General features: G+C 67.1%; 14 protein-coding genes. 10 read left to right on the top strand and 4 right to left on the bottom strand.

Features of this window, described 5'->3' with window-relative positions; translation table 11 throughout:
• From ACILR9_RS28580 to phnY, 3 genes are all read left to right on the top strand, one after another.
• Window positions 1–1,040, top strand: a 1,040-nt coding sequence (locus ACILR9_RS28580; protein ID WP_395713376.1) for a 2-aminoethylphosphonate--pyruvate transaminase, incomplete at its 5' end; no start/stop codon positions are given.
• 14 nt (window positions 1,041–1,054) lie between these two features.
• Window positions 1,055–2,317: a phosphonoacetate hydrolase gene (phnA, locus tag ACILR9_RS28575; RefSeq protein WP_395713375.1), complete on the top strand. Its 1,263-nt coding sequence runs from the start codon at window positions 1,055–1,057 to the stop codon at window positions 2,315–2,317.
• Window positions 2,318–2,342: 25 nt separating this feature from the next.
• Window positions 2,343–3,797 carry a phosphonoacetaldehyde dehydrogenase gene (gene phnY, locus ACILR9_RS28570; protein ID WP_395713374.1) on the top strand — a complete coding sequence of 485 codons (1,455 nt, stop codon included), beginning with the start codon at window positions 2,343–2,345 and terminating at the stop codon, window positions 3,795–3,797.
• A 179-nt stretch (window positions 3,798–3,976) separates the two neighbouring features.
• On the opposite strand, the gene ACILR9_RS28565 is transcribed toward phnY, so the two are convergent.
• The gene (locus tag ACILR9_RS28565) at window positions 3,977–5,761 is read right to left on the bottom strand and encodes a gamma-glutamyltransferase family protein (RefSeq protein ID WP_395713373.1); all 1,785 of its coding nucleotides are present in this window, start codon (window positions 5,759–5,761) and stop codon (window positions 3,977–3,979) included.
• A 27-nt stretch (window positions 5,762–5,788) separates the two neighbouring features.
• Entirely contained in the window at window positions 5,789–6,772 is a 984-nt protein-coding gene (locus ACILR9_RS28560; RefSeq protein WP_395713372.1) for a tripartite tricarboxylate transporter substrate-binding protein, read from the bottom strand.
• Window positions 6,773–7,042: 270 nt separating this feature from the next.
• Between ACILR9_RS28560 and ACILR9_RS28555 the strand changes: the two genes are divergently transcribed.
• The 7 genes from ACILR9_RS28555 (at window position 7,043) to ACILR9_RS28525 (ending at window position 12,466) form a co-directional block, all read left to right on the top strand.
• Window positions 7,043–7,732 carry a Bug family tripartite tricarboxylate transporter substrate binding protein gene (locus tag ACILR9_RS28555; protein ID WP_395713371.1) on the top strand — a complete coding sequence of 230 codons (690 nt, stop codon included), beginning with the start codon at window positions 7,043–7,045 and terminating at the stop codon, window positions 7,730–7,732.
• Entirely contained in the window at window positions 7,698–8,126 is a 429-nt protein-coding gene (locus ACILR9_RS28550) for a Bug family tripartite tricarboxylate transporter substrate binding protein (protein WP_395713370.1), read from the top strand. Before ACILR9_RS28555 ends, ACILR9_RS28550 begins: the two co-directional genes overlap by 35 nt.
• Before the next feature lie 137 nt (window positions 8,127–8,263).
• The gene (locus ACILR9_RS28545) at window positions 8,264–9,088 is read left to right on the top strand and encodes an isocitrate lyase/phosphoenolpyruvate mutase family protein (RefSeq protein WP_395713369.1); all 825 of its coding nucleotides are present in this window, start codon (window positions 8,264–8,266) and stop codon (window positions 9,086–9,088) included.
• 9 nt (window positions 9,089–9,097) lie between these two features.
• Window positions 9,098–9,733: a hypothetical protein gene (locus ACILR9_RS28540; RefSeq protein ID WP_395713368.1), complete on the top strand. Its 636-nt coding sequence runs from the start codon at window positions 9,098–9,100 to the stop codon at window positions 9,731–9,733.
• Window positions 9,734–9,781: 48 nt separating this feature from the next.
• The gene (locus ACILR9_RS28535; RefSeq protein ID WP_395713379.1) at window positions 9,782–11,284 is read left to right on the top strand and encodes a flavin-containing monooxygenase; all 1,503 of its coding nucleotides are present in this window, start codon (window positions 9,782–9,784) and stop codon (window positions 11,282–11,284) included.
• A gap of 3 nt (window positions 11,285–11,287) precedes the next feature.
• The gene (locus ACILR9_RS28530) at window positions 11,288–12,043 is read left to right on the top strand and encodes a tetratricopeptide repeat protein (RefSeq protein WP_395713367.1); all 756 of its coding nucleotides are present in this window, start codon (window positions 11,288–11,290) and stop codon (window positions 12,041–12,043) included.
• Between the two features lie 201 nt (window positions 12,044–12,244).
• Window positions 12,245–12,466 (top strand): hypothetical protein, encoded by a 222-nt coding sequence (locus ACILR9_RS28525; RefSeq protein WP_395713366.1) that lies wholly within the window; start codon window positions 12,245–12,247, stop codon window positions 12,464–12,466.
• Between the two features lie 68 nt (window positions 12,467–12,534).
• Here the strand turns inward: ACILR9_RS28525 and ACILR9_RS28520 are convergent, their stop codons facing one another.
• Window positions 12,535–12,954, bottom strand: coding sequence for a hypothetical protein (locus ACILR9_RS28520; protein ID WP_395713365.1), 420 nt, complete (start codon window positions 12,952–12,954; stop codon window positions 12,535–12,537).
• Window positions 12,955–13,496: 542 nt separating this feature from the next.
• A complete protein-coding gene (locus ACILR9_RS28515) occupies window positions 13,497–14,282 on the bottom strand; it encodes a 2-keto-4-pentenoate hydratase (protein WP_395713364.1) in 786 nt (261 codons plus the stop codon).
• Between the last annotated feature and the right edge of the window lie 4 nt (window positions 14,283–14,286).

Here is a 14,286-nt window from a genome sequence, read left to right as displayed (position 1 = left end):
GCGATGCCGAGTTCCTGCGCATCAACCGAATGGTGCTCGACAAGATCGCCGAGCTGGCCGGCGCCACGGGTACCCACGTCACCGTGCCGGTGCAAGGCTCGGGCACCTTCGCGGTCGAGGCGATGATCACCAGCTTCGTGCCGCGCACGGGCAAGCTCCTGGTGCTGGTCAACGGCGCCTACGGCCAGCGCGCCCTCAAGATCGCACAGATCGCCGGCCGCGCCGCCGTAGCGCTGGAGACGCCGGAGGACACGCCGCCCGATCTCGCGAAGCTCGATCGTCTGCTCGCTGGCGACCCGGCGATCAGCCACGTCTTCGCCGTCCATTGCGAGACGACATCGGGCATCCTCAATCCGATCGCGGAGATCGCGGCCGTGGTGGCGCGCCATGCCCGGCGCCTGCTGGTCGATTCGATGAGCGCCTTTGGCGCGCTCGAGATCGATGCCGGCCGCGTCCCCTACGATGCGCTCGCCGCCTCGTCGAACAAGTGCCTCGAGGGCGTCCCCGGGCTAGGCTTCGTGATCTGCCGCAACGAGGCGCTCGCCGGGTGCAAGGGCAACGCGACCACGTTGGTGCTCGATCTCCACGATCAGGCCGACGCCTTCGCGCGCACCGGGCAGTATCGCTTCACGCCGCCCATCCACGTCATCGTCGCGCTCGGCAAGGCGATAGAGGAGCACGCGGCAGAAGGCGGTGTCGCCGGCCGCGGCCAGCGCTATCGCGACAACGCCAAGGTGCTGATCGACGGCATGCGCGCCATGGGCTTCCGCACGTTGCTCGGCGACAGGCTGCAGGCCCCGATCATCGTCACCTTCCACATGCCGACCGATCCCAAATTCGTCTTCCAGCGCTTCTATGACGGGCTGAAGGATCGCGGCTACGTGATCTATCCTGGCAAGCTCACGGTCGCCGATTCGTTCCGCATGGGCTGCATCGGCCGGCTCTATCCGGAGCACATGAAGGGCGCGCTGGCCGCGGTGCGCGACGTGCTCAACGAGATGCGCGTCAGCAACGGCGGCCCGGCGCTGGCAGCAGAGTAGGAGCAGGAGGCAGCATGGCACCCGACAGTCTCACCCCGCGCGGCGGCGAGATCGCCGTCAACGGCCGCCGCTATCGCCTGCCGCGCCAGCCTACCGTCGTGGTCTGTGTCGACGGCTCGGAGCCGGGCTACATCGAGCGCGCCGTCGAGGCCGGCCGCGCGCCGTGGTTCGGCAAGGTTTTGACACGCGGCACCAGCCTGCTCGCCGACTGCGTGGTGCCGTCCTTCACCAACCCCAACAACCTCTCGATCGTCACCGGCCAGCCGCCGGCCGTCCACGGCATTTGCGGCAACTACTTCCTCGATCCCGACAGCGGGAAAGAGGTGATGATGAACGACCCGAAGTTCCTGCGTGTGGAGACGCTGTTTCCGTCGTTTCAGCGCGCCGGCTGCCGCATCGCCGTCGTCACCGCCAAGGACAAGCTGCGCGGGCTTCTGGGCAAGGGGCTGGCGCTGGGCGCAGGCAAGGCCTGCAGCTTCTCGTCGGAAAAGTCGGACAAGGCGACGCTCGGCGAAAATGGCATCGACAGGGTGAATGAGCTGGTCGGCATGGCCGTGCCCGATGTCTACAGCGCCGGCCTGTCGGAGTTTGTGTTCGCCGCCGGCGTCAAGCTGATGGAGCGCGACCGGCCGCAGATCATGTATCTCTCGACCACCGATTACATCCAGCACAAGCACGCACCCGGCACGCCGGTCGCCGACGACTTTTATGCCATGATGGATGGCTACCTGGGCAAGCTCGACGCCATGGGCTGCACCATCGCGCTCACCGCCGACCACGGCATGAACGCCAAGTTCGACGCCAATCACCAGCCCGACGTCATCTACCTGCAGGATCTGTTCGATGGCTGGCTGGGCAAGGACAAGGCTCGCGTGATTCTGCCGATTACCGATCCTTACGTCGTGCATCATGGCGCGCTCGGCTCCTTCGCCGTGGTCTATCTGCCGGCCGGTGCGACCGCGGCGGCGATGGCGGCGAAGCTCACGGCCATGCCTGGGATCGAGACGGCGCTCTCCAGGGACGAAGCGGCCAAGCGCTTTGAATTGCCGGCCGATCGACTGGGCGATCTCGTCGTCGTCTCGACCAAGCACAAGGTGCTCGGCACGTCGGCGGCGCGCCACGATCTGAGCGGCCTCACCGAGCCGCTGCGCAGCCATGGCGGCATTTCTGAGCAGAAAGTGCCGCTGCTCTGCAATCGTCCGCTGACGGCTGATGCCGGCCAGCGCGCCTGGCGCAACTTCGACGCCTTCGATCTTGCCCTGAATCTCGTCGCCTGAGAGACCGAACTCGGAGAGGCCAAGCATGGATACCCTGACCCGCCCCGTCACGGACGTGCGGCATGACGCGCTGCGCATCGCCGGCAAGAAGGTCGAGAGCGGCGCGCGGCTCGAGGTGCGTTTTCCGTGGGACAACCGGCTGGTCGGCAGCGTGCCGCGCGCCACGCCGGAGCTCGTGGCTGAGGCGTTTCGCATCGCCCACGCCTACAAGCCAAAGCTGACGCGCTATCAGCGCCAGCAGATCCTGCTCAAGACAGCCGAGCTGCTGGTGGCGCGCAAGGAGGAGCTGTCGCACTTGATCACCCTCGAATCGGGGCTCTGCCTGAAGGACTCGCTTTACGAGGTCGGGCGCGCCTATGACGTGTTCACGTTCGCCGGCCAGCTTTGCCTGCTCGATGACGGCCAGACCTTCTCGTGCGATCTCACGCCGCACGGCAAGTCGCGCAAGATCTTCACCCTCCGGCAGCCGCTCAACGCCATCTCGGCGATCACGCCGTTCAACCATCCGCTGAACATGGTGGCGCACAAGCTGGCGCCGGCCATCGCCACCAACAATTGCGTCGTGCTGAAGCCGACCGAGCTGACGCCGCTCACCGCCCTGTTCCTCGCCGACACGCTCTACGAGGCCGGGCTGCCGCCGGAGATGCTGTCGGTCATCACCGGCAATCCGTCCGACATCGGCGATGCCATGATCACCGACCCGCATGCCGATCTCGTCACCTTCACCGGCTCGGTGCGCGTCGGCAAGCACATCGCTGCAACCGCGGGTTACAAGCGCCTGGTGCTCGAGCTGGGCGGCAACGATCCGCTGATCGTCATGGAGGATGCCGACCTCGACAAGGCGGCCGAGCTGGCGGTCGCCGGCGCCACCAAGAATTCCGGCCAGCGCTGCACCGCGGTGAAGCGCATCCTGGTGATCGACAGCGTCGCTGACGCCTTCGTCGAGCGCGTCGTCGCCAGGGCGAAGAAGCTCAAGGCCGGCGATCCGCTCGATCCCGAGACCGACGTCGGCACCGTGATCCACGAGCGCGCGGCGATGCTGTTCCAGAATCGTGTCAGTGAAGCGGTGGCGAGCCATGGCGCCAAGCTGCTGCACGGCAATGACCGGCGTGGCGCGCTTTTTCCGCCGACGGTCGTCGATCACGTCGACCCGTCGTGCGAGCTGGTGCGCGAAGAGACGTTCGGGCCGGCGATCCCCATCCTCCGCGTCAGGGATATCGACGACGCGATCCGCGTTTCCAACGGCACCGCCTACGGCCTGTCGTCCGGCGTCTGCACCGACCGCCTCGATTACGTCACCCGCTTCGTCGACGAGCTGCAGGTCGGCACCGTCAACATCTGGGAAGTGCCGGGCTATCGCATCGAGATGTCGCCCTTCGGCGGCATCAAGGATTCTGGTCTCGGCTACAAGGAGGGCGTGCTCGAGGCGATGAAGAGCTTCACCAACGTGAAGACATGGTCGCTGCCCTGGCCAGGGTAGGCGGCCATGCGACTCCCTTCATGTCATCCTGAGAGCGTGTGAATTTCTCATCATGCTCTTCTGGACCGCGGGCGGGACGCCGGCGGCCCGGAAGAGCATGAACCTGATCCTTCGATGGCAGCATGAGCCTCAGTTTCGAGGCTCACGTGCTGCCATTTGAATCCTGCCGCCGGCTCGGCTTACCAGCCCAGCGCGTAGCTCGCCCGGCGCGGATCGGCGCCGGATGTCATGATTCCGCTCTTCAGGTCGGCGTGGATGGCGCACACCGCACCGGCGCGCCAGATGCGGTCCGGCCACCACGTGACCTGGTGGCCGCGCCGGGCGAGTTCCTCGCCGGTCTCGCGCGGGATGCGCGCCTCGATGCACAGGCGCCCCGGCAGGTAGGGGTGCGGTTCGAAACTGTCGGGGAAGCTGTAGCTGGCGACGCGCGGATGCTCGACGGCGTCCTGCGGATCCATGCCGAACAGCATCATGTTCAACAGCACCTGCAGCATGGCCTGCTGCTGGACGTCGCCGCCGGGCGTGCCGAACGGCAGGACGTAGCGGCCGGGGGCGACGGCCAGGGCAGGTGCCGGCGTGAGCCGCGGCCGCTTGCCGGGGGCGAGGCGGCTGGGATGGCCTTCGGTGGTCCAGGATTGCGAGCCGCGCGAGGACGGACAGAGGCCGGTGCCGGGAATGATCGGCGATTCGGACGATACGTCGCTGGGCGTCGCCGAGACCGTGTTGCCCCAGCGATCGACGACGCAGATGTACGACGTGTCGCGCGGCAGGCCGGTCGGAGCGCCGTCCTGGCGCAACGCGGAAGCGGCGAGCGCGGCGCCGGGAGTCATCGCTCCAGCTGAGATCGTTGCACCGATGGGCATACCGTGCGGCGGCATCTCGGGCCAGGCGCGCCGCGAATCGATCTGGGCGCGACGCTGGGTGCCGTATTCGGGATCGAGCAGGCCGTCGAGCGGCACGTCGACATGGCGCGGATCGCCATAGAAGGCTTCGCGATCGGCGAAGGCGAGCTTCAGCGCCTCGACCACCATGTGCAGGTAATCGGGCGAGTTGTGGCCGGCGGCCAGGAGCGCCGAGTGATCGATGATGTTCAGCGCCTGGCCAAGCACCGGGCCCTGGCACCAGGCGTTGCAGGTGAACACCTCGGTGCCGGCGAAACGCACCGACGGCGCGCGCTCGACCGGCGAGCTGTAGCCGGCAAGGTCCGCCGCCGACATCCAGCCGCCTTCCTGGCGATGGTAGTCGACGATCGCGCGCGCGATGTCGCCCTTGTAGAAGGCCGCGCGGGCCGCCTCGAGGCCGGCAATGCGATCGCTGCCGCGGGCGAGCGCCGCTTTCTCCTCGTCGGCCATGTAGGTGAGCGAGCGCGCGAGATCGGCCTGGACGAACAGGTCGCCGACCTTGGGCGGCTGCCCGCCCGGCAGATAGATCGAGGCGCTCGATGCCCACTTGGCGTACTTGTCGCGCCGCGCCGCGATCATATCGGAGAGCAGCGGATACATCGGGAAGCCTTCGGCGAAGCGAACGGCAGCCGCCGAGACCTCACCGAACTTCATCGTGCCGAAGCGCTTCAGCGCCGTGATCCAGGCGTCGGGCGCGGCCGGCACGACGGTGCGCAGCACGCCTTCCGGAATGGCGCCGCCATACTTGCGCACGAACAGCTCGGGATCGGCGGCAGCCGGCCAGTAGCCGAGGCCTTCGATGTTCCACACCACGCCGTCGGCCATGCGCACCAGGATGGGCGCGACGCCGGCCACGTTGACGATGTCGGGCTGCAGGACGCCGAGCGCAATGCCGCCCGCCACCGCCGCGTCGACGGCGTTGCCGCCTGCTTCGAGGATGGCGAAGGCGGCATGGGCCGCGCCGTAGTGGCCGGCCGACACCATGTGGCGCGTACCGCGCAGGGCAGGGCGCTGAGCGTAGGTCTCGCCCTCGCTGCGGGCCGTCTGGGTCTCTGCCGCCATGGTCCTGTCTCCCTCGAAGCTTCAGCTCTAGTGCGGACGATAGCCGATGCGGTCCATCAAGTCGTTCCCGCTCACCAGGGCATCTGCCATGACGGTGCGTAGTGTCCCGGCGCCGCCGGCCTCGACATCGAGGCCCGCCGTGCGCAGCGTCAGCTGCACGGACGGATCGTTCAGGATGGTCTGCATCTCCTCGCTCAGGCGGCGGACGATGGGTTCGGGCATGCCGGCCGGCCCGACCACGCCGTACCAGGCCGAGGCGTCGTAGCCGGGCACGGTCTCGGCAATCGCGGGAATCTCGGGCGCGGCGGCGCTGCGTTTGGCGCTGGTGACGCCGAGCGGACGCAGGCGACCGTCCTTCACCAGCGGCATGCCGCCGGCCAGGCTGGGGCAGTGCAATTCGACCTGGCCGCCCAAAGCGTCGTTGGTCGCCTGCGCGGTCGAGGCGTAGGGCACCTCCTCGAGCACGATGCCGGCCTTCACCTCAAGGAGCTTGCAGCCGATCCACGAGCCCGAGCCCGGCCCCGAGGAGGCATAGCGCAGCTTGCCGGGCTCCTTCTTGGCCTCGGCAATCAGCTCGGCGATCGAGGTGATCGGCACGTTGAGGCCGGCGAGCATCACGTTGGGGGCATATCCCATCATGCCAATCGGCTGGAAATCCTCGATCGGCCGGAAGGTGAGGTTGTTGAACAGGCGGGGCGCCAGCGTTAGGGCGAGCGAGGCGAGCATCAGCGTGTGCCCGTCGGGAACGGCGCGGGCGACCTGCGCGGCCGCGATCGTTCCGCCGGCGCCCGGTCGGTTCTCGACCACCACCGAGGCGCCCAGCCGCTCGGTGAGCCTGGCCGCAAGGAGCCGTGCCAAAAGGTCGGTCGTGGTGCCGACGCTGAAACCGCAGACGATACGGATCACCTTGCCCGGCCAGGGTCCCGGCTGTGCGCGGGCGCTGCGCGCGGCAACCAACGCGGCGGCAGCGATGGTGCCAGCAGTCCTGGCGAAGGTGCGGCGACGGATCATCTCGGTTCTCTCAATACTACAAGAACTCGTCGCTGGAGCGCGCTCCCGGCGATGAGCAAGCAATAACCAGGCTGAAGGCTAGCGTCGGCGCCCGGGTGGGGCGACCAGGATCTTGCTGTCGGCGATAAGCATCATGCAGACGCTTGCGCGTCGCTCTCGCTCCCCTTGGGGGCGGCTGGCGCGGCATCTCGAGGAGCGTCGACAGCAGGGCGACCTCGTGACAAACGGCGCGGCCGTCCTTACGAGGAGAGAACTGGATCGAGGACCCCAATGACAATCTCCATGCTTTCGCGCCGCCGGCTGATGGCGGCATCGGCCTTCACGCTCGCGCTGCCCGCCGCGGCCGGGGCGCAGGCCTGGCCGGCCAAGCAGATTCGCATGATCGCGCCCTATCCGCCGGGCGGCGGCGTCGACACGGTAGCGCGCGCCGTCTCAGAAAAGGTGGCGGCCAAGCTCGGCCAGCCCATCGTGGTCGACAACCAGCCCGGCGCCGGCGGCACGATCGGCGGCGCCGCCCTGGCGCGCAGCGCGCCGGACGGCTATACGCTGATGATCGGCAGCATGGTGGATTATTCGATCGCGCCGTACTTCCATCAGAATCTCAGCTTCGACATGGCGAAGGATTTCGTGCCGATCGTCGAGATTGGCAACGGCACGGTCGCCGTGCTGGTGACACCGAGCCTGCCCGTGACCAATGTCCAGGGCCTGATCGCGCTCGCCAAGGCAAAGCCAGGCCAGCTGTCCTATGCTTCGTCGGGCTTCGGCGGCCTGATCCATCTCAATTACGAGATGCTGAAGCAGATGACCGGCGCGGAGATGACTCACGTGCCCTACAAGGGCACCAGCTTCTTCCAGGCTGACCTCTACGAGAATCGCGTCCAGGTCTCGATCGACAACGTAGATGACCGGCGCGGAGATGACTCACGTGCCCTACAAGGGCACCAGCTTCTTCCAGGCTGACCTCTACGAGAATCGCGTCCAGGTCTCGATCGACAACGTGCTGGCCCACTTGCCTCACATCGCCGCGGGCAAGGTGCGCTGCCTCGCCGTCACCAGCAAGGCACGCTCGCCGCTGCTGCCCGATGTCCCCACCATGGCGGAAGCGGGCGTGCCGGGCTTCGAATCGGCAACCAATTACACGCTGTTCGCGCCCAAGGCCGTGTCCCCCGAGATCGTCGTCCGGCTCAACCAGCTCGGCAACGAGGTGGTCGGCGACGGCGACTTCCGCGAGCGCATGCTGAAGCTCGGCATCGTGCCGGCCGGTGGCCCGCAAGCCGAGGTGCTGACCAAGATGCCCAACGAGATGAAGCGCTGGGCCGACGTGATCGTGAAGGGCAACATCAAGCCGAGCTGACGCGAGCCGAGCTGACGCTGGTACTCCTGCATTGGCGCAGTGACATTCCTCGTTGCATCGGGGGCCTCGATTTCGACAAACTGCGGCCGCGTCGCCCGCGAGGGGCGGGCAGGTTCGTGTGAACGGAGGGAAACCCCATGAGCGTCAGCCAGGCCGAGAAAGCCAAGAAGTTTCGCGCCCTGCACGAGGCACCGGGCGCCTTCGTGATTGCCAATCCATGGGATGCCGGGTCGGCCCGCATGCTGGCTGGCCTGGGATTCGAGGCGCTGGCGACCTCGAGCGGCGCTAAGGCGGGCATGCTCGGCAAGCGCGACGGCAAGGTCACGCGCGAGGAGGCGCTTGCCAATGCGAAGCTGATCGTCGAGGCCTGCGATCTGCCGGTCTCTGCCGACCTCGAGAAGGGCTTCGGCGACGGCCCCGACGCGGCGGCCGAGACCATCCGGCAGGCCGCCGGCGTCGGCCTTGTCGGCGGCTCGATCGAGGATGCGAGCGGCAATCGCGCGGCGCCACTCTATGACGTCGAGACCGCCACCGCCCGCGTTGCCGCCGCGGTGAAGGCGGCGCGTGCGCTCGACTTCCCCTTCGTGCTGACCGCCCGCGCCGAGGGTTTCCTGCGCGGCACGCCCGACCTCGACGAGGTCATCAAGCGGTTGAAATCCTTCGAGGCGGCGGGCGCCGACGTGCTGATGGCGCCCGGCCTGCCCGACCTCGACGCCGTCAGGAAGGTGTGCAGTTCGCTCGCCAAGCCGTTCAACTTCATGGTCGGCATCAAGGGCCGGTCGTTCGCCAAGGCCGATCTCCAGGCGGCGGGCGTCAAGCGGATCAGCCTCGCCACCTCGCTCTATCGGGCGGCGATGACCGGCCTCCTGGATGCGGCGAAGGAGGTGAAGGAGAGAGGCACGTTCACCTATCTCGACCGCGCCATCCCGACACCCGATCTCAACGCCTTCATGAAGGAGTAGGCGGCGACGATGCTGACGGACGATGAGCTGAAGCGCATTGCCGCCGAGGAGCATTATCGCCAGACCATCCGCAAGTCCCTCGAGGCCGAGGCTGTCGCGGTTGCGACGCCGCCGGCACCAGCGGCGCCACCGCCCAAGCAAGGCTTGGGCACGAAGCTGTTCGAGTTCCTCAACAGCTCACTGGGCATGTGGCTGCTGTCGTCGGTGGTGCTGACCGGCGGCGCGGCCGTCATCCAGCAAATCCAGCACGATCACGAAGCCCGGTTGCAGAACCGCCAGACCCTCAGCACGCACCGTTTCGAGATCCACCACCGGCTCGACAACATGACCTTCCTGCTGCGGCGGGCCAAGACGGTGGGCGATGCCAAGGCGGCCCTCGACGGCATCTTCAAGAGCACGATCCCGCTGTCGCCCGAGCTGCAGAATCGTAGCCTGGGGTCGCTCTACATGGGCCTGATGCCGCTGCTGGCCGGGACGGAGAAGGAGAAGGCGAGTGAAGCGTTCAAGCTGGTGAAGCAGCTCGAGGAGGCCGAGCTCGTCTTCCAATCGCAGCCCGACGACCAGCCGCTCGACCAGTCGCAACGCAATCGGCTCACCAAGCTGGTCAACACCATCCAGCACCTGCACTTCTCGTCGTTCGAGTAGGCTTGGTCGATGGTTGCGGGCGGCGCGCCGCTCGACGAAGCTCAGGCCATGGATGCGCTCGTCCCCCAACCTGCAGGCATCGAGCACGTCGATGTGCTGATCGTCGGCGCCGGCCTATCGGGCATCGGCGCGGCATGGCATCTGCAGAAGGAGTGTCCGGGCAAGCGCTACGCGATCCTCGAAGGGCGCGCGGCGAGCGGCGGCACGTGGGACCTGTTCCGCTATCCCGGCGTGCGCTCGGACTCGGACATGCACACGCTGGGCTACCGCTTCCGGCCGTGGAAGGATGCCAAGGCGATCGCCGACGGTCCGTCGATCCTCTCCTACATTCGCGAGGTGGCGCGCGACAGCGGCATCGATCAACGGATCCGCTACGGCCATCGCGTCGTCGCCGCCCACTGGTCGACGCCTGATGCGCGCTGGACGGTCGAGGTCGAGCGAGGCCAGGGCGAACGCGGCGAGGCGCGCGAGCCCATCCGGCTCACCTGCAGCTTCCTGTGGATGTGCAGCGGCTACTACGACTACGCCGCGGGTTACCTGCCGGACTTCGAGGGCATCGACCGCTTCAGGGGCCGGATCGTCCATCCGCAGAAGTGGACGGACGACATCGACTACGCCGGCAAGCGTGTCGTGGTGATCGGCAGCGGCGCCACGGCGGTGACGCTGGTGCCGGCGATGGCCGAGACGGCGGGCCACGTCACCATGGTGCAGCGCTCACCCACCTACATGGTGGCGCGCCCGAGCCAGGACTCGTTCGCCAACAGGCTCAGGCGTCATCTGCCGCTCGGCCTCGCCTACAGGGCGACGCGTTGGAAGAACGTGCTGCTCGGCATGTATTTCTATCGGCTGTGCAAGCGTCGACCCGACAAGGTGACGCGCCTGCTGCTGGGCGGTGTTCGCCAGATGCTGGGGCCCGACTACGACATCGCCACTCACTTCACGCCGCGCTACAAGCCGTGGGACCAGCGCCTCTGCCTGGTGCCCGACGCCGATTTCTTCCGCGCCATCCGCGCCGGCAAGGTTTCGATCGTGACCGATCACATCGAGACGTTCACCGAGGCCGGCCTGAAACTGAAAGCGGGCGGCGATCTCGCGGCTGACCTGATCGTGACGGCGACCGGGCTGGTGCTGATCCCGCTGGGGGGCGTCAAGTTCTCGGTCGACGGCCGCGCCGTCGATCCGGCGCGGACCTTTCTCTACAAGGGCATGATGTACAGCGACGTGCCCAATCTGGCGTCGGTGTTCGGCTACACCAACGCCTCGTGGACGCTGAAGGCCGACCTGGTATGCGAGTACGTCTGCCGCCTGCTGAACCACATGGATCGCCATGGCTTTCGTCAGTGCGCGCCCCGGAACGCCGATCCGACGCTCGAGGAAGAGCCGTGGGTCGATTTCTCCTCCGGCTACATCCAGCGCGCACTGGCGCAGGCGCCCAAGCAGGGCTCGCGCCGGCCGTGGAAGCTCTATCAGAACTACGTGCTCGATCTCCTGAGCCTGCGCTTCGGCTCGGTGCAAGACGAGGCGATGGTGTTCTCCAATCCCGGAAGGTGAAGGGTGGGTCGGCGCGTCCTCGGTCACCTCGGGGCGACGGCGCTCCTGCTGGTCGGCCTGTGGTTCATTCCAGCGGCGACGGCACAGGATGTCAATGCGTCGACCGAGGCCGGTATACGCGCCTACAACCAGGGCGACAACGCCACGGCATACCGTCTGTTGAAGGCCGCTTCGGATTCAGGTGATTCCGATGCCCAGGTCAATCTCGGTTACCTGTACGCGCGTGGGCATGGCGTACCAATCAATCAGGCGAATGCCCTGCGGCTCTATCTGCTCTCGGCCCGGCAGGACAACGCCGAAGGCATGAACGCGGTGGGCTATAAATACTGGTTCGGCACCGGCGTGAAAGCGGACATCGGCGAGGCGGTGCATTGGTTCTGCCGCGCGGCCGTATCGGGCGATCCGCGCGGCCTCAACAACCTCGGCATCCTGCATTCCGAAGGCAAGGGCGTGCCGCGCGACGTCGAGGAGTTCCGCAGCCTGTGGCGGCAAGCGGCCGAACGCGGCAATCCCAATGCGATGTTCAATCTCGGTCGCTCATTGCTCGTCGGACCGGACGAGCCGCTTGATCGCGAGCAGGGCTTCGCGTGGCTAGTCAAGGCCGCACAGCAAGGCCATCGTACAGCCCAGGAGATCGTGCGGCAGGCGGGCTACTCGGCGCCGCTGCCGCAGCCGGTCGACACCGAGCGCGTCATGCGCCTGGCACCCCGGAATATGCCGCCCGGCAGGTCGCGTTACTGCGGATCGTTCGTGTCGTGATCGCCGCGGTCGGATGACGCGGCGGCTCACTGAGCCGGAGAGTTCGAAACCGACGATGAAGGCTTCGCCGGCAAAATAAGCGATGCGGACACCTTCCGGACACAATCTCACTCGTAAGCAGGATGTACGGAAACCTCTGTCACGGGAGACGTGTGAATGTCTGGCCTTACGGTACGGGCTCTACTGTCAGGAGCCTCGCACATGTCGAAGATTGCATGCGTCGTCCTCGTGGCCGGCTTGGCCCTCGTCACATCTGCTTGCGGCAACAACCCGACGGATCGGGCGCTCACGGGTGGCGCAATCGGCGCCGGGACTGGCGCCGTCGTCGGCTCGACGGTGGGCAATCCGATTGCCGGAGCTGTGGTAGGGGGCCTCGGCGGCGCTGCAATCGGTGCGGCGACGACACCGAATCGCGGCTACTAGTCTAGGCCAGGACTGGGGGCAAGGACCGCGTTGCCCGGTCTTCCGACCGTGGCGTGTCGCGATTTCCGTTACTGGATCGCGACGCGCCGAGAGGCCAGGACGGCAGCCCGCCCCTGATCGGGGGAGACTTCCGCCACCTCGCACGACGGCAGCCATAAGCCGACTTTTACCGAGACTTCGACGTAGCGCGTCTGACCGTCGGTGATCTGCACCTGTCCGGCGTTCGTCTTGTCGCCATATCGACAATCGATCTCGATGGTACCGGGCGGCCCCTCGAGCCGCAGGTAGGTATTTGTCCCAAGCTCCGCCTTGGCGCCGCCGACGACTGTCACATCGATCGCGCGGGCAGATCCCATCCAGCCGGAGCGGTAGACATAGAGCGCGCCCTTGTCCGGCGCTGGCTGATCGAAGCGCTTCGCCTCCTGATCCTCTTGTGGGGTTCCCATCGGCACCGTTGCGCAGGCGCCGAGCACGACGAGCAGCAGCAACGACAAACCTGCCCCTCGAACCAATTTCGCGTGCCTAGCAGGTTCGGCCATCGTGAACTCCCAAGGATAGAGACAGGCAATCTCTGCGCGCCAGGACCATTCACCTTGCCTAGCCAACCAAGTGGACGGAATTGCGACACGCCTCCCTGTCCGACGCGAGCGCGTCAGACAAGAACGGCGGATGGGAGTTACAGTTCCCGTGGGACGTCACGTCAGCCCTGGAAGCTCTACCGGAACGACGGGCGCGATCTCGTGCACCTGCCTTGCCGGGTGGCGCCGTGTAGCGGGAGATCACCGTGAGCCCATGGCTGTGTCGTCTGAGCACGCGCCGCCACCGCCCGTACTCGCGACCATCCTGCCATTTGACGTTGTAGCTTGCGGGCTCCCAATTGCCCTCGTCAGGCTTCACCCGGAAGCTCTTCCAATCATCGCTCATCGCACGATCCTGCCTGGCCTTCGACCCGCCTACGCTGCGCCACCTCGAGTGTCCGGTGCTTCGTCTGCCGCCGAAGCCTGAGGGTCTCGAACGGCCGGCGAGTCGGTCAGGTGACGACGACCGTCACGGAGCCGAATGGACCGAAATCGGCGACGAAGGTTTCGCCCGGCTTGGGTGCCAGCATGCCCGTGAGGGTGCCGGTGCTGACCATCTGGCCGGCCTTCAGGCCGATGCCGGTGCGCGAGAGCTCGTTGGCGAGCCAGGTGAGCGGCACCAGCGGATGGTCGAGTGCCGCCGCGGCTGTGCCGGTCCGGCGTACTGTGCCGTTGCAGGCGAGGGTCACCGGCTGGCCCGCGATGTCGCGCGTGCGCCAGCCCTCGATCGCGGGGCCGTAGACGATCGTGCCCGAGCCGGCGCCGTCGGCGAGAATGGCGGGCAGCGGCGGAAAGGCCGAGTCGTGGATGAAGCGGCACTCCGCCATCTCGATGCCGGGATGCAGCGAGGCGACCGCGTCGCCCACTTCCTCGACGGTGTAGGGTCTTTTGCGCGGTGGCAAGTCGGCGGCAAGCTTCGCCTCGTACTCGACTTCGGGGATCGGGCTCGCCAGCCGGGCGCGCTCGAACGTCGCCGGCGACGGCTTGATCAGCGGCGCGAAGACGCGGCCGTAAATCGGCGAGTCGGTGCGCAGCGCCTTCTGCATCTCCTCCTTCGCGGCGGCGATCTTCCAGCCAATGACGGACCAGCCAAGTTCCTCCTCGACCAGCGCGGCGACGCGATAGGCGGTGGCAGGGTCGGATGGCAGCAGCCGCGGATCGAGGCCGCTCTGCTGACGTCCGCTGCGCCGCAGATCGGCTAACAATCGGGCGAGCTCCCGTTGCGTGGCGATGTCCATTCGT

This window comes from Reyranella sp., from assembly GCF_044224635.1.
Taxonomy (GTDB): domain Bacteria; phylum Pseudomonadota; class Alphaproteobacteria; order Reyranellales; family Reyranellaceae; genus Reyranella.
Note: the sequence above shows the minus strand (reverse complement) of the source record. Positions and strands in the feature narration are given on the sequence as shown.